Raw genomic sequence first — 23,794 nt, 5'->3', positions numbered from 1 at the left:
CTAACAGCAAAGTTACCGAAAATCAATAATAAATCAGGTGATGTGCAGTTTACTTTGGCAAATTACCATCATTTTATGCGCCTCATCTCTACTACCCTCCGTAAAACAGGCTTATGCCTCATTGTCGTTTTAGCTTCTATATTCAGCGGTTACTTTGCTGTAGCTCAGACTCCAGAAGCCTCCCATCAATTAGCAAAACCGCCTGCCGGCATTGTGGTTGATGGCAATTTACATGAATGGGGAGATAGCCTGAAGTATTATAACACAGATATGCAGATGGGTTATAATATTGCTAATGATCATGACAATATTTATTTCGCCATACGCCTGGGCGACCGCAGCGAACAAATGCGGGTATTGAGCAATGGCTTAACCATCAGTATTAATACCAGAGGTAAAAAGAAAGATACTTACAGCCTAACCTTCCCCTTAGGTACCGAAGGTTCAGTACAACGCCCAATAATACCGCCTGCTGAAGATGGCAACAACCCGCAGGCTGCCCATGAAGAGATGATGCGCGCCCGGCTCACCAGCTTGCGCAATATTAAAGTTACCGGCTTTAAAGAAGTAGAAAGCGACATGATTACCACCTCAAATACTTATGGCTTTAAAACCGCCATGAGCTATGATGACCGGGGCTATTTATTATATGAGGTGGCTATTCCCCTGCATTTTTTTGAGCATGAAGATTTAAGCAAAGCCGAATGGGCGTTCAACTTTAAAGTAAACGGCTTCAAGCAAACTGCCGGTACCGATGGCGGTGGTATGCAAGGCGGTGGTATGGGTGGAGGCCGCATGGGCGGCGGGATGGGCCGTGGTGGTATGGGCGGCGGCATGCGCGGTGGCGGTATGCGCGGCGGCGCAGGCCGGGGTGGCAGTGCTATGGCGACTAACCGCGGTGAAATGTCGAAGTCTGTAGATTTCTGGGATAAATTTTATTTGGAGCAGTAGGTAATTATTACTGCTGTCATTGTGAGCGATAGCATGGCAACCGCTTGCTGTACCAAGGCGCAGATGCCCCCGTGCGGTTGCCACGCTATCGCTCGCAATGACAAAATTGTATATGAATAGTAGCTAAATTTATTCTACCTTATACCTATACACCTGCCGGCCCAGGTTACCGTCGGCATCAATACCTTCTATCACTACACGGTAAGTGCCTTTACTGTCGGCATTAAAGAAATCAAAACTCAGGTTACCGTCATTATCAGTTACCAGGTTATGTTCCCAATGAATGGTGGTGCGTAAATCTGCAGCTATACTATGGGTAGCCTTAGGGCCGGCATATACCGGTTTATAAAATTCGCGGGCTACATAAAAGCCTTTGGGCATATAAGTAGTTACCCCAGGCGAGTACTGAGCATAAGTGCTTGCCGTATACTCATCGCCCCGCTTGGTATTGATAATGATTACCCCATTACCGCCCCGGCTGCCGTAAATAGCGGTATTGCCGCCCGAACGCAATACTTCAACACTGCTCACATCGTGCGGATTCAGCGAAAGTAAAAAATCAGAACTCACATAGGTGCCATCTATAATGATTTGCATTGGGCGATTGCCGCTTAAACCAATACTGCGGGTAGAATAAGGCACACCATTCCTGAAAATTACGCCTACCAGCCTGCCTTGCAAACATTGATCGATAGTAACGCAACCCAGTTGATCAAATACGTCGCTTTTTATAACCTGATCAGCATTGCCAGCTCCGTTTAAGTTGGCAGAGTGCTGTAGTATCGGCGCTTTCTTTTCACGTATAACTACTTCTTTCAATAAAATCGTGTGCCCATTCAGGCCATATTTTACATCATTGTCATATTGCAGCCTGCTGTTCTTTAAATAAGTTATCAAATTTGGATTGGTGCTCATTATCAAATCTGCATTCAACTTATTGTCCATTACCGATTGCTGCACCGGCTGATCTATTTTAATCTGCACGTTACGTTTGTTTTTGTCGGTTCTGGCTTGTACAATAAATCTTACGCTGTCTTTAAACAGCAAATTATCAAACGAGAACCGGCCCTGTGCATTGGTTACCGTATCTAAAATAAAAGCGCCACCTGCAGTAGCCAGCAAAGTTACTTTACTGTTGGGCACCGGTTTACCGCCCATGGTTTCTACCGTGCCCGATACCTTCAGCGCCTTCTCGGGTTGATATTTCAGCGCCGGAAAGTTATCAGCCAGCAGGTTCTTCCAGGTAAAACGGCGATAACCCTGGGTAAGCATCAATACATCCAGATCACGGTTCACCTGGTCATCAATATTGGTAAAATAATAATTGGGCTTTTCGATATAGCCCTGCAAATCTGAGGTTAATAACAGGTTGGAAAGTATGGTGCTTTCGGCCTGCTCATCTACCGGCACTTTGGTTTCATCAATTACCGCTGCTGAAAATGAGCCCAAAACCGGCTTACCCTGACTATTTTGTGCATGTACATTAATTTTCACCTGCTCACGCGGAGTGTAAGCGCTTTTTGCAGAGCTTACATTTAGCTGCAACAGGTCGGCAGCATTGCGTACAAACACCAGGCGCTCGGCCACAGGCTGGCCGTTGGCAGCAAACAGGGTAAACTGCGTAATGCCTGAAGGGAAACGGCTTTTAGGTATATTAGCGCTGTAGCCTGCACCTTGCAGGTTTACTTTACCTGCGTAACATATTACACCGTTGGCCTGAGCTATCAAGGTGATATTGCTTGCATCGCCTTTACCTGCCAGATCAGGACTTACAGCTATGCGCGCCTTTACATTTTCGCTATTCTGGTTCAGGCTTAATACATAACCACTGCTTTGTACATGTGGTAAGTTTACTGTGTTTTTTGTACCATCGGGGTAAGTGATTACAGCATGATAGGTTTTGCCGCTTTGCGGTAGTAAAGCAAAATTACCCATACCGGCGTGGCGGGTAGTCAGGGTAGCTACGCTTTGGTTATCGTTATCCAGTACCTCGCCCCTGATGCTGGCTCCCAAGCCATCGGCACCCACCGCTTTAAAAGCAATGATAGAACTGATACCACCCACCAAATTACCACTTTCCGGAAAGAACTGCACATTGGTTTGCCCTGCAGCAGCACGAAAAGCAATGGTTTGGTCTACGGTACGTTTATCGGCCACCTTAATTTGGGTAACCAACTGCCCTGAACGATAATTAGCTACTGTGACGGGAAACGTGATAGACAAATTACCTTTAGCATCGGTTAAGCCTTTACCCTTAGCAACCTGGCGGTTGTCCAGTTTTACTGTATAATTTACCTGCTTTCCGGCATAAGGAGTTTGGTTTAAATTGGTGTAGGTAATTGTAGCATTAGTTTGCTGACCGGTATAATTGTACGTAGCACTGGTCAATACCGCATCATTAAGCGCATTGCCAATTACAATAGGCTCGTCGTAAAAGTATTCATCACTAAAGTTACGCATCCAATTGGTGTAGGCGCGTATACGGTAGGTGCCTGCCTCCAAACTATCCGAAAGGCCAAAATCGCCCCAGCAGATGCCACTGGTTACAGGAAGTTTGATGGCCTTTTTGATGGAGTCGCGGCTGTCAATCAGCTCTACATTCAATGTTCCGCTTAGGGCAGAAAGCTGATGTTTAGGGCCAACAGTAACATAGGCTTTAAACCACAGGTTATCGCCTGCAGCATAATAAGGTTTATCGAGGTGCAGGTACACTTTTTCCTGCGGATAGGTCTCTGTCCATTTCTCCAGTTGGGCAACAATTTTCTTAATAGGATCATCGTCCCATTTCACAAAACCGGCAAGTAAAACAAAGGCAGTAAATAAGGCAGATAAAAGGTAGGCAGGCTTGTATTTGTAGTTCATAATGCGACAGCTAATTTATATACAAATCAGCTATTTACAGAACGTACAATGTTAAGTTTATGTGTGCAGCAACGCACAATAAATTAACATTAAAAGTTATTCTTCCACATCATGCTCTCTACCGGTCGGGTAGTAGGGTTATTGTATTTGGCGTTGTCTTTTGAATTGTAAAAAGTTTCTATATCGCCTTCTACCACAAAGTAAATTAACTGCCCTATAGGCATACCGGCGTAAATGCGAACAGGCTGGGCTACAGAAATTTCCAGCGTCCAAGTGTTACAAAAGCCCACATCACCTTTACCGGCAGTGGCATGAATATCAATACCCAGCCGGCCGGTGCTCGATTTACCTTCCAGAAAAGGCACATGGCGGTGGGTTTCGGTATATTCTACAGTTACCCCCAGGTATAAAGTGCCGGGCTGCAGCACAAAACCTTCTTTAGGTATTTCAAAGTGATCAATCTCATTGTGCTGTTTGGCATCCAGCACGCGGTTGCGGTAGGTGGCCAGGTGTTTACCCAAATGCACATCGTAAGAGTTGGTACCCAGGCACTCACGTTTAAAAGGCTCAATAATTATGGTGCCTTTTTCAATTTCTTCGAGGATGCGCTTGTCTGACAAAATCATAAAACCTGGGGTACTTTTTTAGTGCCTTAAAAGTAGAATTAATTGAATAATTTTGCCATCCGTTTTGTAATTTATTGAAATGGCTTTAGCATTTACCCAACAGCTGGATAACAATACCGAATTTGCCGTGTGGCGAATTGAAGAGGAAGCTGATGATTTATACCATCAGTTACAGCTGGACGAGCAAGAGAAAGCCTATGTACAAACCCTGAGCAGCGGTAAACGTCACCTACACTGGCTGGGTACCCGCGTACTGCTGCGCCGTATGCTGCGCACCGATGATTACATCAACTGCCAGGTAGATGCTTACGGCAAGCCTTATTTAGTGAATCTGCCTTATCACATCTCGCTTAGCCATTCATTTGATTATGCGGCAGTAATGATCAGCAAAACGGAGCCTGTGGGCATAGACATTGAGCAGATTAAAGAAAAGGTGGAGCGTATTGCTACCAAATTTTTATCACCGCAGGAACTGGCTTTTATTGAACCAGAACAACGCATACCGCATTTATATGCCTGCTGGTGTGCCAAAGAGGCTATCTATAAATGCCATGGCCGCAAAGAGGTATCGTTTTTAGACCATATCCGTTTACAGCCGTTTACTTTTAACGGCCAGGGCCACATACAGGCTACTTTACAAAAAGGGGCTCTTGATTTGCAGTACCAGGTACAGTACCTGCAGTTTGAAAATTATATGATTGGTTACGTAAAAGGTGCAACAAATGAAAAATAAACAAGTAACCGTGCAGGATTGGGGCCTGATTGATTATAAACAAGCCTGGGAGCAGCAGGAAGCCCTGTTTGCCGAAACCGTAAAGCTAAAAACCGACATGCGCAACGGCCTTGTGGATGCGGAAACCCCTACTCCCAATTACCTGATTTTTTGCGAGCACCCGCATGTATACACTTTAGGCAAAAGCGGCAAACCCGAACATTTGCTATTAGACGAAGCCGGTTTAAAAGAAAAACAAGCCGTATATTATCCTATTAACCGTGGTGGCGATATTACTTACCATGGCCCCGGCCAGCTGGTGAGTTACCCAATACTGGATTTAGATAACTTTTTTACTGATATCCACCTATACCTGCGCACACTGGAGGAAGCAGTAATGCTTACCATTGGCGAGTTTGGCTTAAAGGGTGAACGTTACCCTGGCTACACCGGCGTTTGGCTGGATGCCGACAAGCCTGCCGCGCGTAAAATTTGCGCCATGGGTGTACGCTGCAGCCGCTGGGTAACCATGCATGGCCTGGCGCTGAATGTCAACTCGCATTTGGATTATTTTAAGAACATTGTGCCCTGCGGTATTGATGATAAAGACGTTACCTCTATTGAGCGTGAATTGGGGCATGCTGTAGATATAAAAAAGGTTGAACAAATCCTGCAACACCATATTTCCGTATTATTTGATATGGAACTGGTAGCATGAAACTGATTAACTGCATTATACTCACATTTTCATTTTTTACAGGCTGCGCCAAGAACAACATGGAAAACCATACGCCCACTACTGTACCTGCAGCAATTACGGTTACACCTTCTGCTGACAGCATCAGCTACCTGGCCCTGGGTGATTCTTATACCATTGGAGAAGCGGTAAGTGCAGATCAGTCTTTCCCATACCAGCTCGTTCAGCAATTGCATGCAAATGGTTACCCCAAAGCCCAGTCACCTGTTATTGTTGCCCGCACGGGGTGGACGACCGATGAGCTGATAACTGCTATCAACAAAGCAGGTATCAATCAAAAATTTGATTTCGTTACTTTGTTAATCGGAGTGAACAACCAGTACCGGGGCTATAACCAAACTATTTACCGTTCGGAGTTTGTTGAGTTATTGAATACGGCTATCCGCTATGCGGGCAATAACGCCAAACGCGTGTTTGTAATTTCTATTCCTGATTGGGGTTCTACACCCTATGCCGAAGGCCAGGACCGTGATGCGATTGCACAGCAAATTGATCAGTTTAACTCCATTAACCGGATTGAAACCGAAAAGGTGGGCGCTAATTATACTTATATCACTAACATCTCGAAGCAGGCAGCTACCGATGCCTCATTAACTGCGGGCGATGGCTTGCATCCTTCCGGAAAGATGTATGCACTTTGGGTGCAGCAATTATTGAATGTGGTACAGCAAAGCTTAAAATAGCTGACTGACGGAACAATAATATTTGGCTTTACTTTTTGGTAAATAACCAATGCTTTTCTGTTACCTGTGCATTTAAAAAGCACTGCTTAAATTCCTCGTTGCTCTTAAACGTTAATTGTTCAATCAAGCGGGTTTCCAAGTAAAGCTCAAAGCGGTCATCCTCAAATGGCCAGGGATGAACGGTAAGTGCACCGGAAGGCAACTGTTGTAAACGGTATTGTTTTTTATCTGGCCCCTCACTAATTTCAATGGTACGGTGCTCGGGTTGCACTTCGTGGCGGCAAAGCAGCAACGAGAAGGCATCGCACCATTCCAGTAAAGCATAAATGCGTTTGGCTTCTGCTGCATCTATATGTAAAGCCGTGCACCACTCCTTTTGCAATCGCCTTTGCTCGGCTAAAAACGGTTTTACCAGCGGATTAGTTTCTTCCTCCTTCTGATACAGAAAAACCATGTGCATGGAAGTAAGCAAAGCAATATACCGGCTTTTAGACAAAGAAAAATCAGCCAGCCTGCGGCAATGCTCCGGCTCAAACAATTTCATGGCGAAATTTACCGGGCCACCCTGTGGGGTGAGTAAATCGTCAGCCTCCAGTTCTATCTGGGCATCATCATGTTCGGCAATAGCCAGTACAGTTTCCGTCCAGCGGGCAGGGCGTTTGCTTTTGGCCCAGTGCATGGCGATCTGTGCGGCCAGCAGCCCGTGCGCCCGCTGCGTAATTACCTCCCAACCGCTTGCAGTGTAGTTTACAATCATGATAATGTAATACAATAAGGAAGCGCTTTTGGTTAGTTGCCTGTTATAATTAATTTGAACTTAGTGCGGAGTATATCAATAAATCAGACACCTGGTAAGAGAAAAGCTTCAATCGACTTGGCCCTTTGCCACCTCGCCGGTTTTCATCGCCTTCCCCCATTTTTCCAAAGCAGCTACCAACTCGGCCAGCTTAATGGGTTTGCTCAGGTAATCATCCATACCGGCTTGCAGGCAGGCTTCTCGGTCTTCGGTCATGGCATTTGCCGTCATGGCCACAATAACAGGTTGCCGGCTCACATGCTGCCTGATGAAGCGGGTAGCCTCAAGCCCATCCATTTCGGGCATTTGCACATCCATAAAAATTAAATGGTAGTGATGGTTGGCTACCGCCTCCAGCACTTCGTGCCCGTTAGCCGCTACTTTGGGCTGGTAACCCATTTTTTGCAGAATATGCATGGCCAGCTTTTGGTTAATGGCATTATCTTCAGCCACCAGAATATCCATTGGGTACAGCTGCGCAAAGCTGGCAGGCAAATGATTGTGCCCGGGCTGGGTATCCATTTCCTGCTTATCGGCATGTTTCAACAACTCCACAATGTGATGGTGTAATTGGTGATACTTGGCAGGTTTACTTAAAATGGCATCAAACAGATGTGCATTTTGCCTGCTCTGCTCGTTACCTGCCGAACTTAATAAGATGAGGCGCAAGTCAGGCCGTAACTTTTTTAATTCCTGAGCCAGCGCTACACCATTCATCCCCGGCATGTTCATATCAGAAATCACCAAATCCACTTCGGGGTTTGCTTGTAACAACTGCAAAGCTTCGGCGCCTGTTGCGGCAACCAATGGCTTAAATTTCCATTGCCGCAGCTGCGTTTTTATAATATCACGGTTGGTGGCATTATCATCAACCATCAAAATCTGCCGGTTCTCGAGCGCTGTAAGATTAAGGTTGATATAAGTACGGGCTGATTTATTACTTGCACAGGCTTTGATGGTGAAACTGAAAGTGGTGCCAACACCCGGCTGACTTTCTACGCCAATTGTACCGCCCATTAGCTGTACCAGCTTTTCGCTGATGGCCAGCCCTAAACCGGTGCCGCCATACTTGCGGGTGGTGCTGGAGTCTACCTGTGAAAACGCTTTAAACAAGCGCCCCAGTTTATCATTAGGTATACCAATACCTGTATCGCGCACGGCAAACCGGAGCTCTAATTGTTCACTTTCTGCGTTTACTGCACTTACGCTGATAAATACCTCGCCTTTAGTGGTAAATTTAATGGCATTGCCCACCAGATTAATTAACACCTGCCGCAGCCGCAATGGGTCGGCCACAATTTGGATTGGCACGTTGGAATCAATCTGGTATACCAAATCCAAATTTAGCTGCGATGCTTTTGGGGCAAACAGATCGAGCACGCCTTCTACACAATCGCGCACATCAAAATCGTGCTCATCCAGTTCCAAGTTGCCAGATTCTATTTTAGAGAAATCCAAAATATCATTAATCACACCTAATAAGGTATCTCCACTGCTGATGATCGTATCGGTATATTCCTTTTGCTCTGCGTTAAGGGGCGTATGAGCCAATAAACTGGCCATACCGATGACTCCATTCATAGGCGTACGTATCTCGTGGCTCATGGTAGCTAAAAAGACACTTTTTGCTTTGTTAGCGTTTTCAGCTTCTTCCCTCGCTTTTTCGGCCTGTTGGCGTGAGTTACGCTCCTCAATGGTTAGGTGTGCCAGCCGCTCGGTGCGTTCCAACACTAATCGTTCTAAGCGTTTCTTTTGCTTTTTGATGGTAGCAATACGGTATTTAAAAATAGCATATACGCCCCCGACAATAAAAAGCAAGGTTAAAATATCAAACCACCACGTAAGCCAGAAGGGCGGCACGATGCTTACGTGCAAAGCCTCCGTTACGGGCGACCACAAACCAGCACTGTTACGGTATTTTAACTGGATGGTATAATCGCCGGGCGGCAGGTTGGTATAGGCCCCTTTGTTGAGGCTGCCAATATAGTTCCATTCGTTATCAAAACCTTCCAGGCGATAAGCATATTGCTTTTGGTCGGGTGAGGCATAGTCTAACGCCGAAAATTCAAATGAGATAACCGACTGCTTATATGAAAGCCGCAAATGGCGGGCATCGGCGATATCACTTTGCAGTAAGGCAGTATCAGAAGCTTGCTTAGCCGGCGTAAGTACTTTGTTGAATACCTGGAATGAAGTAATGACCAAGGGAGCAAAGCCGGCCGGTTTCAACACCTGGCCCGGGCTGAAAACATTGAACCCGTTAATACCACCAAAATACAACCTGCCATCATGCGCCAGCAGGGCCGAATGCGGTTTGTATTCATCGCCCTGTAAACCATCCTCTGTGGTATAATTTTTAAAAGTTTGCTTGTCTGGGTCAAACTGCGACAAGCCGCTGTTGCTGCTGATCCATAATTTACCCCGGAGGTCTTCGCGTATGGCATAAATCACCTCGCTGGGCAAGCCATTTTTACGGGTATATACAGTGAACCGCCGGGTATCGGGGTTAAACTGATTTAAGCCCGCCAGCGTAGCCAGCCATATACGGCCTCTGCTATCCTGAAAAATATCAGTAACGGCGTTATTGCTGATGCTGTTAAGCTGATCATCATGCTGAAACCAGGTAAACGTATTCGTTTCCGGATTAAACAGATTCAACCCGTTATCTGCTGTTCCAATCCATAACCTGCCCTGGCGGTCTTCATATAATGAATAGATGTGATCGCTGCCCAGGCTATGTACATTATCTGCACTAAATTTGTAATGGGTAAAAATGCCAGTTTTATGATCATAGCAATCCAACCCATCATTAAATGTACTCAGCCAGGTTTTGCCATTGCGGGCATGGATCAGGTAATAAATATTATTGCCGCCAATGCCCTGAGGCTTGGCATTGTCATGCTTTAAATTTCTAAAAGTACCTGTAGTCAGGTTATAAATACTCAGGCCATCGCCCCAAGTACCTATCCAACGGTTACCCTCAGCGTCTTCTTTACTCACCAGCACATAATTACCGGTAATCCCATTCGCGCCATTAGCCGGCTTTTTAAAACTAATGAAACTGCCGGTAGCAGGATCAAACTTATTGAGTCCTCCTCCGTCAGTACCTATCCAGATGTTGTGTTTACGGCCTTCATTTACATCGAGCACAAAATTATTTGACAAGCTGTGCGGTGAAGCATTATGCTGATAAAGCGAGAAACTGGACGTAGACTTTTTGAACAAATTAATCCCGCCACTGAAAGCGCCCACCCACATGTTACCGGTGCGGTCGCGGCAAATAGAATAGATAGAATTGCCACGGATGCTGTTTTGGTCTATCTCATCATGTTCGTAGCGGTAAAATTTGCCGGTTTGTTTATCACGTATGCATAAACCACCATTTTCGGTGCCTATCCAAAGATTACCCCGTTCATCAGTACTTAAGCAGTAAATGGTATTACTCGAAATACTTTGCGCATTACCAGCCTGATTAGCAAAGCGGGTAAAGGTCTGATTTTTAATATCAAACAAAAACAAGCCGTCATCCTGACTGCCCACCCAAAGTTGCTGAGGCCCGCCTTCCAGAATACTAATCATGTTGTTACCGGCAAGCGCTTTTGTTACCGGATCATGGTAAGCATATTTGCTGAAAGCTTGCGATTGCGGATGATATAGATTTAACCCGCCGCGGTCGGTTCCGGCCCAGATGTTATGGTGCGAGTCTATATATACCGATCGTACATTATTACTGCCAATACTGCTTTCATTACCTTCCTGATGCTGGTGGTGTTTAAAAGTGCCGTTACGCAAGTCATACTCATCAAGGCCCGTGTTTTGGGTAGCTATCCACAGGGTGCGCCGCCCGTCAAAAGCCAGCCGGTTAATTACGTTGCTGGAAACGCTGTTGGCATTACGTTCCTGGTGCATATACCGGATAAAACGGCCCGTACGGCGCTCAAAACGGTTAAGGCCGCTTTGTGTAGCCAGCCAGATATCACCATTGGCATCTTCGGCTATATCTGATATGGAGTTATTGCTTAAAGAGTGTTCATCGCTTGGGTTATAGCGATATATAGTGAAGCGATAACCGTCGTAGCGGTTGAGGCCATTACGGGTACCTACCCACATAAAGCCCCGGCTATCCTGCAAAATACGATTGATATTGACCTGCGATAGACCATCACTGGTACCCAGATGCGAAAATTTCAGGCTCGCGTATTGCGCCCCAACCGTAAATGGCATGCACAGGCAATACACATACACCAAAAGCCTTACAACTTTCATCATATCAATAGCTCCCCGCCAACTGCAAGGCAGGCCACAACTCCTGCGCGAAGGTTTAAAAGAAAAAATTAATTATACAGGTTTATACTTGCTTTGTACGAGTACCGCAAGGTTTAGTTACTTGGGGCTAAATATATTAATAATCAGCGGCGTTGTGAAAAATGATTTTACCGTTGCCCAAACGTTTGCCATAAAGCAAAAAAGCCTCCGGAAAATACCGGAGGCTTTTTTGTACTAAATATGTATAGCCTTACTGTGCGGCCACCGGTTTAGGCTGCTCTTTGCGGGGAAGCATTTCGGCACGTTGTGAGGTGTGGTATACCAGTGAAGCTACAATGGTAGCTGCCTGTTTCAGGTCATCTTCCACCAGGCGGTCATAAGTGTCCTGATTGCTGTGGTGAGTACGGGCAAAGTAATCCATCGGATCTTGGATAAACTGGAAGCCGGGGATGCCTACGGCATCAAATGCCACGTGGTCGGTACTGCCGGTATTGCGGATGGTTACCGTATTAGCTCCCAAATCGGCAAACGGTTCTAACCAGGTTTTGAAAATAGGCGCTACAGCTGAATTTCCCTGCAAGTAGATGCCACGAATTTTACCTGTTCCGTTATCTAAGTTGTAATAGGCAGATACCTTTTGCTGCTCAGGCTTAAATCCATCTTTTACATTACCGAAATGGTTAGTCACATAATTACGTGAGCCGAACAGGCCTTGCTCCTCTGAACTCCATAAAGCAATGCGGATGGTACGTTTCGGTTTAAAATTAACCGCTTTTAAAATGCGCATAGCTTCAATCATTACCGCGCTGCCCGCTGCGTTATCAGTTGCACCGGTAGCACCATGCCATGAGTCGAAGTGGCCGCCCAGCATTACTACCTGTTCCTTCAGTTTTCTGTCAGTACCGGGTATTTCGGCAATCACATTATAGCCTTGCAGGTCATCAGTGTAAAATTTGGTTTTGATATCGGCTTCCATTTGTACGGCGATACCACCTTTTAACAAGCGAACAATGCGGTTATAATCTTCACCACTGGTTTCAAGTTCAGGAGCAGCAATTTTAGCGGTATCGGCATAAGACGCACCATTGGTAGTAAACACAGTACCATCAGTGCCACGCGCCTGGCTTAAAATTAAACCTACATGCTCGTCTACTAAAAATTTATTGATGGTAGCACGCATCCGTATCATGCGCATACGGGTTGCCATTTGCGGGTTAGGCGTACCATTAGGGCCTCCCTGCGGACGGCGGCGCTCCGGCTCGGCCGTAGCATTAGCCATATCGCTCAGTTGCTGGTCGGTATAACGCAAAAAGTCTGGTGTAGTACCCTGACCTAATTTAGTAGCGTTATCAAAAACTACAATCTTACCTGCCAGCTTACCCTTATACTGATCTAAATCCGTAACAGTATCGGCTTTAATTAATACAACATCGCTACGAATAGGGCCATTGGTACTGCCCGTCCAGGCTTTAGGGATAGCAATAATTGCATGGTAGTAAGGCACAGTAATGGCAGCATAATTTTTCTGCACATCCCAGCCTTTACCAAATTTACCCCATGGTTCCAGCTTTACGTTAGATAAACCCCAGGTTTTGAACTGACCTGCTATCCAATCTTGTGCATGTTTCAATTCAGGAGAATTGGAAAGACGCGGACCGGAAACATCAGTTAAGTAAAATGCAGTTTGCATTACTTTTGAGTTGTTTAAACCTTCCTGGCGTATTTTTTGCACCATAGCCTGGTCAACCACCTCTTGCGCCAAAGCGCTGCAGCTGATGCCAGCCATAAGTAAGCCGGTAAAAAGTAGATTTTTCTTCATGTTTGTTTCAGTTAATTAATACTGCTAACAAACTTATTTATTTAGTGCTGATTAGACTATAATTTTGGCTTAACAAAGTTGTTACACAACACTTTAGTATAGAGTAAAATATTTGCCTGAAATAAGAGTTATTTAAAATTCACTTTGATCAATCTACCAACAATTTATACCCCCGCCCGTGTACATTAATTATCTCTACTGATGAATCTTCCTTCAGATATTTACGCAGCTTGCTTAAAAACACATCCATACTGCGGCCGTTGAAGTAATTGTCATCGTGCCATATATTAATCAACGCTTCTTCGCGGGTAAGTACCTCGTTTTTACGCAGGCACAGCAGGCGCAGCAGCTCGGCTTCTTTGGTAGATAACTTTTGATGTGTACCGGCCGAAGGGAGGTTAATCATTTGGGTGGTATAGTCAAAATCGTATTTGCCTATTGCAAACCGGGTAGGCTTTGCTTCCTGCTGTTTTTCATCGCCGGTTACGCGTTTAAGCAAAGCATTAATACGCAGCAGCAATTCTTCAATACGGAACGGCTTGGTGATATAATCATCACCACCCAGTGTAAAGGCCTGCGTTTTGTCCTCAATCATGGTTTTGGCCGTAGCAAATATGATAGGCACCTGCTGATTGGTCTTACGTATTTCTTTTCCTACGGTAAAGCCATCTTTTTTTGGCATCATTACATCCAGTATTACCAAATCATAGTTATCCTTGGTAAACTGCTGCAAGCCTTCATCACCATCTTTACACAGCACCACATCAAATTTTCCTTTCAGTTGCAAATAATCTTGCAACAGCAAACCCAAGTTAGGGTCATCTTCTACCAGTAAAATTTTTTTCATGTGATATGTGCAATTAGGCGGTTTTAAATTTCAGCTCAAATTCAGAGCCTTTATCTTTTTCTGATTTTACTCCAATAGTGCCATCCAGGCGGTTAACAATGGTATTTACATAGCTCAGGCCCAAGCCAAAACCTTTTACATCGTGCAGGTTACCGGTAGGGACGCGGTAAAATTGCTCAAATATTTTGGTTTGTTGGTCGCGGCTCATACCAATACCTTTGTCTGCCACGCGGATAACCAGTTGGTCGTTTCTATTGAGCGTAGTTATGGTAATTTGCGGCTGGCCGCTACTGTATTTAATGGCGTTGTCTACCAGGTTATAAATCACGTTCGAAAAGTGCAGTTCATCTACTTCTATAAGTGCATTGGCCGCATCTAAACGCAGTTCTACTTGTGCATCATATTTCTGTAGCTTCAGGGCCATACTGTCAAGCACATCTGTAATCAGTTCGTTAATATCAACGGTGCTGATGTCCAGCTTAAAGTCGTTCTTTTCAATACGGGCAATATTCAGCACTCGCTCAATGTGGCTGCCCAGGCGATTGTTCTCTTCGTAAATAATATCAGCTAACCTGCCCACCCTTGCGCTATTGGTAGCAACTTCGGGGTCTTTTAGCGCTTCGCTGGCAATCATGATGGTGGATACCGGCGTTTTAAACTCGTGGGTCATGTTGTTAATGAAGTCGGTTTTCATTTCCGAAATTTTCTTCTGCTTCAAAATAGAAAAAATGGTATAACCGAAACAAAGCAGCAAAATAACCAGTAACCCGCCACTAATAGAGATGGTGTATGTCATCATACCACGGATGTGTGCATCCTTGTCAGGAAAATATAAGCGCACCCGGCCAGGATCATTCACCAATTCTTTGCCAAAAATGGGCATCTCATAAGTATTTTCAGCCACAAAGCGGGGTTTATCCACATCTTTTGCTGATGCGTTGGAGAAAATCAACGAATCATTATTGGCATTTGAAACTTCATAGCTGAAAGGCAAATCTATACCACGGTTACGCAATTCCAGCCTCAGCAGGGAATCAATCCACATGGCATTGATGCGCTTGCGGAGCGGCTCATCTGATTTTTGGTACTCTTCGGCCAGCGTTTGAAAAACCGTGGTTTGAACAGCAGATGGCTTTGATCTTTCCAACTGCGCAATCGAATCGGCTACCAGCATTCGCTTAATTTGCTTTAGCTGCTTGGCTTTTAATTTTCGTAACTGCTCACGCTGCCATTCGGGGTTAATCTGGCGTACCGGCAATTGCTGGCGGCCCAATACCGGATCGTAATATTCATAAGTGCGAACATCATATTTTTGCACCGGCTTTTTAGATTCGGCAGGCGCCTGCACAATTTCGGGTGGGGCGATGCGCTGGATGAGTATGCCATTTTCATCAACAAACTCTTCGTACTTAAAACTCAGGTAACGGCCACTTTTTATGGCGTTGTCCATTTCCTCTTCTTGCTTTTTGTGCTGCAATAATCGGTTCAGGCTATCCCTGAGCAAAGCAATTTTTTGCATGTGGGCTTTATTGGCACGGGCACGGATTACAGAGTCGGCAACAGACCGCTTTGACTGAACTGTAGTTGAACTAAATTGACGCTGCAAGGTGAGATTGGCTTTGCGGTGCAAGAAATTATTGGCATCCTGCAGGGCTGTTTTGGTCACCACATTATCCAGCGCCTCATTCACCGAGTGGTCAAACAGTTTGGATTGCAGCTGGTAACTCTGCCGCAAAAAATACCATTGCATAGCCATCACTCCCAGCAAGGCAAACCCCATCAATCCGATTATCAGGCCAATACTTCTTTTTCTCATGTGTGCTTCCCACAAAAATACTTAATTAAGTGCCGACGCTCAGGGCTTTAACAATTTTTAACAAATAGCGTCGGTAAAGAGATAATTAGATGACTACTTAGCATTTCATGAGGGCAGGGTTGCCATTTATGAAAGCCAGTGGATGTTCTTTTTCTTTTTCCGCAAAAGAAAAAGAACCAAAAAGAAAACTCGTGGCTGCGTCTTTTTCTATGAGGGGCGCGGTGGGCAGGCAAGTGTGGTGGTGACCGAAAAAGCCAAGGCCACAGGTTAGGGGTATTTAAGGTTTTGTGGTTGCAGTTGTCTGAAGCAAAATTTGCAAAATTTAAGAATGCATTGTGATACTTAGCTCACCCTCACGTCATTGCGAGGAACGAAGCAATCTCTTTGCATTTAACCTCTTCAAGCTTATAGAGATTGCTTCGTACCTCGCAATGACGTGATGGTGATGTGTGTGATCCAGTTATTTCTTGATTCTTTGTTCTTGACTCTTGACTCTCCTTCCCCGTCAGCCCCTCAGCTTTGGGCGAAAGTGGGGCAGCACTTGGTGGCCCTGAGCGCAGGGAAAGGCCTTTTAGTGTTTGCACTGCCAGAAACAAAGCACAGCCTGTTCATACGCAAACACTAAACAGCCTTTGGTGCTAACCGCCTTTGCAGGGCTGGCCTTGTGCGACAAAAAGCCTAAGCGGGCTGCACTTGATTTTTTGGTTCTTTTGTATCAAGACAAAAGAACATCAACGAAAATACAGCACAAAATCACAAAAAAAGCCCTGCTTATCAACTAAGCAGGGCTTCAATATATTATTTTTAATGATTAGAAAGGCAAATCGTCATCATCAGGTGCTGAGCCTAAATCAACCGGCGGGGCATATTCAGGCACGGTATTGTTATTAGCGCCGCTCAATACGCTGATTTTCCATAACTGCAGGGAGTTGAAATATGTCTTTTTACCGGTTTTGTCAGTCCAAGGGCGACCTTTTAGGTTAAAAGAAACCTCAACATCATCACCTACGCGCACATTATCCAACAGGTTGCAACGGTCCTGTATAGCTTCAAATTTCAGGTACTCAGGGTACTGCGGATTTTCAATATATTCGAGTATCAGCTCTCTCTTTTTTAAGCTGTCGGTAACCTGCTGGGTTTGCGACACCTCATGTACTTTTCCTTTAATCTCCATAATGGCTTACGTTTATAAATGGTAAAGATAATGCATTAAATTATAAATAGGGTATAATTTAATCATAAATTTGACCCTCAAACATGGATATATTTCATACCAAAAGTAAAATCATTATTACCTGCAACAAGCGGCTTTCGCCCCATTTACAGCAGGAAATAGAAGCGCTGGGCTTTAAGCCCGACCGCGTGTTTTCAACCGGCGTTGAACTTACCGGCACTGTAAACAATTGCATTGCGCTCAACCTTAACTTGCGTTGTGCCAGCCAGGTGCTGTATTCACTGAAAACTTTTACCGCTGCCGACCCGGAAGAACTCTATAAGCAGCTGGTCACTATTGAATGGGAACAACTGATTGATTTCAGCGGCTACTTTTCCATCACCTCCAATGTAAACAACGAGTATATCCGCACACCGCTGTTTGCTAATGTGAAGGTGAAGGATGCCATTGTTGACCGCATTAAATCGGTTAAAGGCATCCGGCCAAACTCAGGTCCTGAGCAAAACAAAACAGTTATTCACCTCTATTGGCAGGATGACAAGGCTGAAGTTTTTGCCGATACCTCGGGCGAAACCCTGGCCAAGCATAGCTACCGCAAGCTGCCGGGCAAAGCTCCGATGCTGGAAGCACTGGCGGCCTCTACCATTATGGCTACCGGCTGGGATAAAAAGAGCACCTTTATTAATCCCATGTGTGGTTCAGGCACATTGGCTATTGAAGCCGCCTTGCTGGCTACGCATAAAAGTCCGGGCTTTTTCAGAATGAATTATGGCTTTATGCACCTGATGGGCTATGATGAGCAGGTGTTTTTTAATGAGCGCCGCAAACTAAAAGACAATGGCAAAAAAGAAACCGGCTTTAAAATTATAGCCACCGATCTTTCTGCCGATGCAATTGACATTGCCCAGAAGAACGCAAGAACCGCAGGCGTAGAACATTTAATTGATTTTGCTGTTTGTGATTTTGCAGACACTGAGGTGCCAGAGCAACCCGGCATCATTATGTTTAATCCTGAGTACGGCGAACGCTTAGGAACGCACTCTAAACTGGAAGCGACCTACGCCCGCATTGGCGATTTTTTGAAGCAAAAATGTGGCGGCTACCGTGGTTATGTATTTACCGGTAACCCTGATTTAGCCAAAAGAATTGGATTAAAGGCAGAGCGCCGCATTGAGTTTTATAATGGCAAGCTGGATTGCCGCCTGCTGGAGTATGAACTGTATCAGGGTAGCAAAAGAGCGCCTAAGGAAGATTAATACGATGAAAAAAATACTATTTATTGGCCTGCTGTTTTTAAGCACCATAGCCGCAAAAGCACAAACCGGTTTAGCCTTCCCTTTTCAGGGTGGCAAGCAGGTAATGATGGACTATTTTAAAACCCACATTGCTATACCGGCCGAATTAAGCAATAAAGCAGCTGCAGGTACAGTAATATTTAAGTTTACGGCCGATGAGCAGGGTTCCATCAAAAAAATCATCGTGTATTATGCTGATGACCTGCGCCTGACTCAACCTTTGATTGAGGCCATCAAGCAGTCGGACCGTAAATGGATTATTCCGGATAAGGAGAAACTGCACGATTTTATTCTTCCGTTTAACATTGCCTTTAACGCTCCTGCAGCCGGTACAAGTGCAAAAGCACAGCAAGCCGTTTACGAGTATTATGCCAGCCGGAAGCCGGTACTCACTTACAACCAGGTGCCGCTCGATATGGTAACACTATTGCCAGCCGTCACCGTAAATTACGACTTAAGCCTGTAACCACAGGCTTTTTTTATTTCAGCAACTTTTTTTCATAATTAGAAATCTGCCTGCAAAATCGCTTCGTAAATATCTGGTTAGCTGATACCAGATTACATACTAATTAAAATTTATGAAGCAAACTGTAGCTGCCAAGATTAAAACGGTAGCCTCAAACATTAGAAAATTACGCGAGCAACTCCATTATACACAGGAGTACCTGGCGGCTAAACTTAACATCTCTCAAAATGCTTACAGCAAAATTGAGCTGGGTTATACCAAAATTACATTAGAGCGTTTATTTCAAATTGCAGAAATTTTAGAAGTAGATTCTTTAGAACTGCTGGGAACCAAACACCCGGAAAAACTGGCGAGCTGAGATTAAATACTTAGCCTCCGGTTTCTATCTTTGCCTTCTTATTCTCATTATACAATGGCAGATTCAACCAATTGGGTAGCGCAAACCGCTGCTTACGTTCAGCAAACTTTACAGCAAGCCGAAGGCGGCCACGACTGGTGGCATATTTACCGGGTATGGAACAATGCTAAACTTATAGCCACTACAGAACCGGTGAACCTGCTGGTAGTAGAACTGGCAGCCCTGTTACATGACATTGCCGACAGCAAGTTTCGTAACGGCGATGAAGAGATCGGCCCAAAAACAGCCGGTATTTTTTTAACAAGTATTGGCGCTGATGACGAGTTGATCAACCATGTACAGCAAATCATCCGGCATATGTCTTTCAAGGCAAGCTTCGGCGAAATAAGTTTTCACTCGCCCGAGTTGGCTGTAGTACAGGATGCCGACCGGCTGGATGCCATTGGCGCTATCGGTATAGCCCGCGCCTTTAGTTATGGCGGCTTCAAAAACCGGGAAATCCATAACCCTAATATTTCACCTAATCTTAATATGAGCAAGGAAGAATACAAAAATTCTTCTGCTCCTACCATCAACCATTTCTATGAGAAGCTACTGTTGCTGAAAGATAAGATGAATACGGCGACAGCCCAGCACTTAGCCGCTCAGCGACACGCATTTATGGAATATTACCTGCAACAATTTTATGCCGAGTGGCAGGGTACCGTTTAAGTAAAAGCACTACATTTACGCAAATTTGTAGTGCATGAAAAAACCTTTACTTTTATTAATAATTACTTCTTTTTTTACCTTTCAGTTCGCCTCGGCACAAGACAATCGTGGCCCTGTATTTAAGCTGGATAATAAAAAAGACAGCACCGTTAAACAACAACGTTTCAATTTTCACTTCCAGCAAACGGTAATTACCCAAACCCACCCTTCATTTTCGGCCAAATACACCGGCGATAATAGTTTACTGCCTAAAACCGAAGCGGCAAGTACCCTAACCGGAACCCTGTTTGGCGGTGCCAGATTATGGAAAGGTGCAGAAGCTTATTTCAACCCCGAAATTTCGGGCGGCTCAGGCTTTAGCCAAACATTGGGTATTGCCGGCTTCCCCAACGGCGAAGCTTTCCGGGTAGGCAGCGCCTCGCCAAAAATTTACATTGCCCGCTTGTATCTGACCCAAAACTTTGAATGGGGCAATGAAAAAGATACTATACCTGATGATTTTAACCAGCTGAGCGGTTTAAAAAGCAAGCGCTACTTTGCTATCACGGCAGGTAAATTTGGCATGGCCGACTTTTTTGATGGCAATGAATTTGCGCACGATGCCCGCAGCCAGTTCATGAACTGGTCGTTGATGGATAACGGCGCCTGGGATTACCCGGCTAATACCCGTGGCTATGTCATCGGCAGCTATGCGGAATTAGGTATGCCCACCTGGACTTTACGTTTCGCCTATACCATGACCACCACTACCGCCAATGGTTACATTTGGGATGAGCGCCTTGGCAAAGGCAATACACAAACCCTGGAGTTTGAAAAACGATACACCCTGAACGGTCACAAAGGTACTGTGCGTATTCTGGGTTTCCGCAACAATGGCAAAATGGGTAAATACCGCGATGCCCTGGCTTTTGCTGCAGCTACCCGCACACAACCTACTATTGATACCGTATTGGCTTATGGCCACCACAAATATGGCTTCGGTATTAGTGCCGACCAGTACCTGACTAAGGATTTTGGCGTGTTTGCTAAAGCCAGCATTAATGACGGACATACCGAAACCTGGGCATTTACCGAAATTGACCGCTCTGTTAGCTTTGGTGCTACCTTAAAAGGCAGCAGCTGGAAACGCGGCGATGATGAGATGGGACTGGCCTTTGTAGGTAATGGCATTTCTGAACCGCACCGTGAGTATTTGGCCTCTGGTGGCTATGGCTTTATCATAGGCGATGGTGCACTGCATTATGCACCCGAGTTTATTGGCGAATTTTATTACAAACTGAACGCTTACAAAAAAGCCTTCTGGTTATCGCCCGATTACCAGTTTGTGGTCAACCCGGCATACAACCAAGACCGCGGACCAGTGCATATTTTTTCTATACGGGCACACGTTGAATTTTAACGATATTTCATCAAATACTTAAAGGCCGGACCATACATCTGGCCTTTTGTATTAAGAGGGCACATATTGTAATCATCTATCTCGCGTTATTTATAGTAAATTAGCTAAATGAAAAGAATCATCGTCTTGTGCTTTCTACTGGTGGGTGTTACCGGTGTACTTGCACAAACAAAACATACTGTTACCAAATCATTGGTTACTTATCAGATCAAGAACATGGGTTTTAATACCGATGGTAAGTTTGGCGATGTAAAGGCCGATATTGATTTTGACAAAGCACATCCCGAAACCAGCAGTATAAGTGCTGCAATTGAAGTAAACAGTTTAGATTCGGATAATGAGATGCGTGACAACCACCTTAAAGGCGCAGATTACTTTGATGCCGCCCGGCACCCGCAAATTACCATGAAATCGGTATCCATCAAGCCGGTTAAAGGTAATACTTATACAGGTGTGTTTGCTTTAACCATTAAGGGTAAAACCAAAAATGTGACCATGCCTTTTACTTATACAGAGAATGGGAATACCGGTACATTTAATGGTTCTTTTACCCTCAAACGCACCGACTTTGGTATTGGCGGTAAAAGCCTGATGATGGCAGATGATGCTAAGGTAACAGTGAATGTACAAACCACTTTTTAAATTTACTTATCATGCAACATACCTTATCACAAGCTTCGGTTACTTATCAAACAAAAAGCATGGGGCTTTTTAACTCTGTAGGACAGTTCAAAGAAGTGAAAGCGGCAATTGACTTTAACCCGAAACATCCTGAACACGGCAACATTTCAGCCTCCCTCAAAGTAGCCAGCCTGGATTCTAAGAACAAGATGAGAGATGATCATTTAAAAAGCAAAGACTTTTTTGAGGCAGAGGTCTATCCCGAAATTCACATGCAATCGATAGGTATCCATCATCAAAAAGATGACCAGTATATAGGCGATTTTACTTTTAAGATAAAAAATAAAACAAAGCAGTTAACAATACCTTTTACTTATACTGGAACAGCGAACAAAGGCTTGTTTAATACCGAATTTAATATTAAGCGAACCGACTTCAATATCGGCAGTAAAAGTTTCATGACGGGCAACGATATTAAAGTAACTATAGCTGTACAGACCATGTATTAAGTTAAAGTTATGAGCAGTTGCATCAGTGCTATTGGTATTGCAAACCCCGAACACAGCGTTTCGCAAAAAGAAGCTTTTGAATTTATGGCCAGATCTTTTGGGCTGGATAGCACTCAGGCTTCCCGCTTAAAAAGTATTTACGACCATTCCAGCATCGAAAAGCGCTATACGGTAATTGAGGACTTCAAAAAGTCGAACCCGGAAGATTATACCTTTTTCGAAAACCGGCCTGAAGAGCCGGTTTTTGCATCTACGAAGAACCGCTTACAGCTTTACCAGCAGGAAGCTATAAAAATTGCTGTTCAGGCAGCACGTAATTGTGCCGCGCAGTTTGACACAGATATATTTGAGCAGGTAACGCATTTGGTTACCGTAAGCTGCACTGGCATGTATGCCCCCGGCCTGGATATTGACCTGGTAGAGCAACTTAACCTCAAACGTACCACCGAGCGTACCTGTATTACCTTTATGGGCTGCTACGGTGCCATTAATGGCCTTAAAACCGCTGATTACATTTGCCGTGCCAACCCCGATGCCAAAGTACTGGTAGTAAGTGTAGAGCTATGTACCCTGCACTTTCAGAAAGAAAACACATTAGATAACTGGGTAGCCAACTCCCTGTTCTCAGATGGTTCGGCAGCAGCCTTTGTAGAAAATAGCGCCAATCATACCGGCGATAAACCCTGCTTAGAGTTGAACAGCTTTTACTCAGAATTCATGCCTGAAAGCCGCAACGAAATGGGCTGGTATGTGGGTAATACCGGCTTTGAGATGAAGCTCACTTCAAAAGTACCTAAGCAAATCCACCGGCATATTAAAGCGCTTACCGAACGCATGGTAGCCCGGGCCGGTTTTACACCACAGCAAATTGGCGCCTACGCTGTTCACCCCGGCGGCCGCAAAATATTAGAGGCTGTAGAGCAGGCATTGGATTTACCCGAAGAAAGCAATATGCATGCGTATGAAGTATTGCGCCAATACGGTAATATGTCATCGGCCACTATTTTGTTCGTGCTGAATAAAATGCTGCAGGCCGGCGGCTTAAAAAACGAGCACATTGCCAGCTATGCCTTTGGGCCGGGCTTAACCGTAGAAGGTATGGTATTAACAATGTAATAGTCGTCTA

General features: G+C 44.9%; 20 protein-coding genes. 12 read left to right on the top strand and 8 right to left on the bottom strand.

Features of this window, described 5'->3' with window-relative positions; genetic code table 11:
* The first annotated feature begins 75 nt into the window (after positions 1 to 75).
* Positions 76 to 951 carry a hypothetical protein gene (locus ACYVNW_RS16350; RefSeq protein ID WP_460680948.1) on the top strand — a complete coding sequence of 292 codons (876 nt, stop codon included), beginning with the start codon at positions 76 to 78 and terminating at the stop codon, positions 949 to 951.
* A gap of 129 nt (positions 952 to 1,080) precedes the next feature.
* Here the strand turns inward: ACYVNW_RS16350 and ACYVNW_RS16345 are convergent, their stop codons facing one another.
* Positions 1,081 to 3,813 (bottom strand): TonB-dependent receptor plug domain-containing protein, encoded by a 2,733-nt coding sequence (locus tag ACYVNW_RS16345; RefSeq protein WP_460680947.1) that lies wholly within the window; start codon positions 3,811 to 3,813, stop codon positions 1,081 to 1,083.
* Positions 3,814 to 3,902: 89 nt separating this feature from the next.
* Positions 3,903 to 4,439 carry a dCTP deaminase gene (gene dcd / locus ACYVNW_RS16340; protein ID WP_460680946.1) on the bottom strand — a complete coding sequence of 179 codons (537 nt, stop codon included), beginning with the start codon at positions 4,437 to 4,439 and terminating at the stop codon, positions 3,903 to 3,905.
* Between the two features lie 79 nt (positions 4,440 to 4,518).
* Here dcd and ACYVNW_RS16335 point away from each other — a divergent pair, with 79 nt between their 5' ends.
* Genes ACYVNW_RS16335 through ACYVNW_RS16325 form a run of 3 tightly spaced genes read left to right on the top strand, consistent with a single transcriptional unit; the run spans position 4,519 to position 6,591 of the window.
* A complete protein-coding gene (locus ACYVNW_RS16335; protein ID WP_460680945.1) occupies positions 4,519 to 5,172 on the top strand; it encodes a 4'-phosphopantetheinyl transferase family protein in 654 nt (217 codons plus the stop codon).
* Complete coding sequence (gene lipB, locus ACYVNW_RS16330; RefSeq protein WP_460680944.1) at positions 5,162 to 5,869, top strand: lipoyl(octanoyl) transferase LipB; 708 nt, start codon at positions 5,162 to 5,164, stop codon at positions 5,867 to 5,869. Before ACYVNW_RS16335 ends, lipB begins: the two co-directional genes overlap by 11 nt.
* A complete protein-coding gene (locus ACYVNW_RS16325) occupies positions 5,866 to 6,591 on the top strand; it encodes a GDSL-type esterase/lipase family protein (protein WP_460680943.1) in 726 nt (241 codons plus the stop codon). Before lipB ends, ACYVNW_RS16325 begins: the two co-directional genes overlap by 4 nt.
* 28 nt (positions 6,592 to 6,619) lie before the next feature.
* Here ACYVNW_RS16325 and ACYVNW_RS16320 read toward each other — a convergent pair whose 3' ends face one another.
* The 6 genes from ACYVNW_RS16320 to ACYVNW_RS16295 form a co-directional block, all read right to left on the bottom strand.
* Positions 6,620 to 7,348 carry a DUF3891 family protein gene (locus tag ACYVNW_RS16320; protein ID WP_460680942.1) on the bottom strand — a complete coding sequence of 243 codons (729 nt, stop codon included), beginning with the start codon at positions 7,346 to 7,348 and terminating at the stop codon, positions 6,620 to 6,622.
* A gap of 108 nt (positions 7,349 to 7,456) precedes the next feature.
* Positions 7,457 to 11,656, bottom strand: a complete 4,200-nt coding sequence (locus ACYVNW_RS16315; protein ID WP_460680941.1) for a two-component regulator propeller domain-containing protein — start codon at positions 11,654 to 11,656, stop codon at positions 7,457 to 7,459.
* 247 nt (positions 11,657 to 11,903) lie between these two features.
* On the bottom strand, positions 11,904 to 13,472 hold the full coding sequence (locus tag ACYVNW_RS16310; RefSeq protein WP_460680940.1) for a M28 family metallopeptidase: 1,569 nt from the start codon (positions 13,470 to 13,472) through the stop codon (positions 11,904 to 11,906).
* A gap of 148 nt (positions 13,473 to 13,620) precedes the next feature.
* Positions 13,621 to 14,319, bottom strand: coding sequence for a response regulator transcription factor (locus ACYVNW_RS16305; RefSeq protein ID WP_460680939.1), 699 nt, complete (start codon positions 14,317 to 14,319; stop codon positions 13,621 to 13,623).
* A gap of 13 nt (positions 14,320 to 14,332) precedes the next feature.
* Positions 14,333 to 16,135, bottom strand: a complete 1,803-nt coding sequence (locus tag ACYVNW_RS16300) for a sensor histidine kinase (RefSeq protein WP_460680938.1) — start codon at positions 16,133 to 16,135, stop codon at positions 14,333 to 14,335.
* Positions 16,136 to 16,946: 811 nt separating this feature from the next.
* On the bottom strand, positions 16,947 to 17,309 hold the full coding sequence (locus tag ACYVNW_RS16295) for a DUF3127 domain-containing protein (protein ID WP_460680937.1): 363 nt from the start codon (positions 17,307 to 17,309) through the stop codon (positions 16,947 to 16,949).
* 83 nt (positions 17,310 to 17,392) lie between these two features.
* On the opposite strand from ACYVNW_RS16295, the gene ACYVNW_RS16290 reads away from it, so the two are divergent.
* The 8 genes from ACYVNW_RS16290 to ACYVNW_RS16255 all read left to right on the top strand — a co-directional run bounded on the left by ACYVNW_RS16290 (position 17,393) and on the right by ACYVNW_RS16255 (position 23,784).
* Positions 17,393 to 18,565, top strand: coding sequence for a THUMP domain-containing class I SAM-dependent RNA methyltransferase (locus ACYVNW_RS16290; RefSeq protein ID WP_460680936.1), 1,173 nt, complete (start codon positions 17,393 to 17,395; stop codon positions 18,563 to 18,565).
* A gap of 4 nt (positions 18,566 to 18,569) precedes the next feature.
* Positions 18,570 to 19,070, top strand: a complete 501-nt coding sequence (locus ACYVNW_RS16285) for a hypothetical protein (protein WP_460680935.1) — start codon at positions 18,570 to 18,572, stop codon at positions 19,068 to 19,070.
* A 112-nt stretch (positions 19,071 to 19,182) separates the two neighbouring features.
* Positions 19,183 to 19,428 carry a helix-turn-helix domain-containing protein gene (locus ACYVNW_RS16280; protein ID WP_460680934.1) on the top strand — a complete coding sequence of 82 codons (246 nt, stop codon included), beginning with the start codon at positions 19,183 to 19,185 and terminating at the stop codon, positions 19,426 to 19,428.
* Between the two features lie 54 nt (positions 19,429 to 19,482).
* On the top strand, positions 19,483 to 20,139 hold the full coding sequence (locus ACYVNW_RS16275) for an HD domain-containing protein (RefSeq protein WP_460680933.1): 657 nt from the start codon (positions 19,483 to 19,485) through the stop codon (positions 20,137 to 20,139).
* Between the two features lie 34 nt (positions 20,140 to 20,173).
* Entirely contained in the window at positions 20,174 to 21,538 is a 1,365-nt protein-coding gene (locus ACYVNW_RS16270; RefSeq protein WP_460680932.1) for a carbohydrate porin, read from the top strand.
* Between the two features lie 108 nt (positions 21,539 to 21,646).
* Complete coding sequence (locus ACYVNW_RS16265) at positions 21,647 to 22,180, top strand: YceI family protein (RefSeq protein ID WP_460680931.1); 534 nt, start codon at positions 21,647 to 21,649, stop codon at positions 22,178 to 22,180.
* 11 nt (positions 22,181 to 22,191) lie between these two features.
* Positions 22,192 to 22,668, top strand: a complete 477-nt coding sequence (locus ACYVNW_RS16260) for a YceI family protein (RefSeq protein ID WP_460680930.1) — start codon at positions 22,192 to 22,194, stop codon at positions 22,666 to 22,668.
* 9 nt (positions 22,669 to 22,677) lie between these two features.
* Positions 22,678 to 23,784 carry a type III polyketide synthase gene (locus tag ACYVNW_RS16255; RefSeq protein ID WP_460680929.1) on the top strand — a complete coding sequence of 369 codons (1,107 nt, stop codon included), beginning with the start codon at positions 22,678 to 22,680 and terminating at the stop codon, positions 23,782 to 23,784.
* Positions 23,785 to 23,794 lie beyond the last annotated feature (10 nt).

The sequence above is a fragment of the Mucilaginibacter koreensis genome (assembly GCF_054783355.1).
This window is presented reverse-complemented; position numbering and strand designations above follow the sequence as displayed.

Excerpts from the sequence above, each read along its gene's own strand:
- ACYVNW_RS16350 (WP_460680948.1), top strand. The coding sequence starts at position 76 with ATGCGCCTCATCTCTACTACCCTCCGTAAAACAGGCTTATGCCTCATT.
- ACYVNW_RS16345 (WP_460680947.1), bottom strand. The coding sequence starts at position 3,813 with ATGAACTACAAATACAAGCCTGCCTACCTTTTATCTGCCTTATTTACT.
- dcd (WP_460680946.1), bottom strand. The coding sequence starts at position 4,439 with ATGATTTTGTCAGACAAGCGCATCCTCGAAGAAATTGAAAAAGGCACC.
- ACYVNW_RS16335 (WP_460680945.1), top strand. The coding sequence starts at position 4,519 with ATGGCTTTAGCATTTACCCAACAGCTGGATAACAATACCGAATTTGCC.
- lipB (WP_460680944.1), top strand. The coding sequence starts at position 5,162 with ATGAAAAATAAACAAGTAACCGTGCAGGATTGGGGCCTGATTGATTAT.
- ACYVNW_RS16325 (WP_460680943.1), top strand. The coding sequence starts at position 5,866 with ATGAAACTGATTAACTGCATTATACTCACATTTTCATTTTTTACAGGC.
- ACYVNW_RS16320 (WP_460680942.1), bottom strand. The coding sequence starts at position 7,348 with ATGATTGTAAACTACACTGCAAGCGGTTGGGAGGTAATTACGCAGCGG.
- ACYVNW_RS16315 (WP_460680941.1), bottom strand. The coding sequence starts at position 11,656 with ATGATGAAAGTTGTAAGGCTTTTGGTGTATGTGTATTGCCTGTGCATG.
- ACYVNW_RS16310 (WP_460680940.1), bottom strand. The coding sequence starts at position 13,472 with ATGAAGAAAAATCTACTTTTTACCGGCTTACTTATGGCTGGCATCAGC.
- ACYVNW_RS16305 (WP_460680939.1), bottom strand. The coding sequence starts at position 14,319 with ATGAAAAAAATTTTACTGGTAGAAGATGACCCTAACTTGGGTTTGCTG.
- ACYVNW_RS16300 (WP_460680938.1), bottom strand. The coding sequence starts at position 16,135 with ATGAGAAAAAGAAGTATTGGCCTGATAATCGGATTGATGGGGTTTGCC.
- ACYVNW_RS16295 (WP_460680937.1), bottom strand. The coding sequence starts at position 17,309 with ATGGAGATTAAAGGAAAAGTACATGAGGTGTCGCAAACCCAGCAGGTT.
- ACYVNW_RS16290 (WP_460680936.1), top strand. The coding sequence starts at position 17,393 with ATGGATATATTTCATACCAAAAGTAAAATCATTATTACCTGCAACAAG.
- ACYVNW_RS16285 (WP_460680935.1), top strand. The coding sequence starts at position 18,570 with ATGAAAAAAATACTATTTATTGGCCTGCTGTTTTTAAGCACCATAGCC.
- ACYVNW_RS16280 (WP_460680934.1), top strand. The coding sequence starts at position 19,183 with ATGAAGCAAACTGTAGCTGCCAAGATTAAAACGGTAGCCTCAAACATT.
- ACYVNW_RS16275 (WP_460680933.1), top strand. The coding sequence starts at position 19,483 with ATGGCAGATTCAACCAATTGGGTAGCGCAAACCGCTGCTTACGTTCAG.
- ACYVNW_RS16270 (WP_460680932.1), top strand. The coding sequence starts at position 20,174 with ATGAAAAAACCTTTACTTTTATTAATAATTACTTCTTTTTTTACCTTT.
- ACYVNW_RS16265 (WP_460680931.1), top strand. The coding sequence starts at position 21,647 with ATGAAAAGAATCATCGTCTTGTGCTTTCTACTGGTGGGTGTTACCGGT.
- ACYVNW_RS16260 (WP_460680930.1), top strand. The coding sequence starts at position 22,192 with ATGCAACATACCTTATCACAAGCTTCGGTTACTTATCAAACAAAAAGC.
- ACYVNW_RS16255 (WP_460680929.1), top strand. The coding sequence starts at position 22,678 with ATGAGCAGTTGCATCAGTGCTATTGGTATTGCAAACCCCGAACACAGC.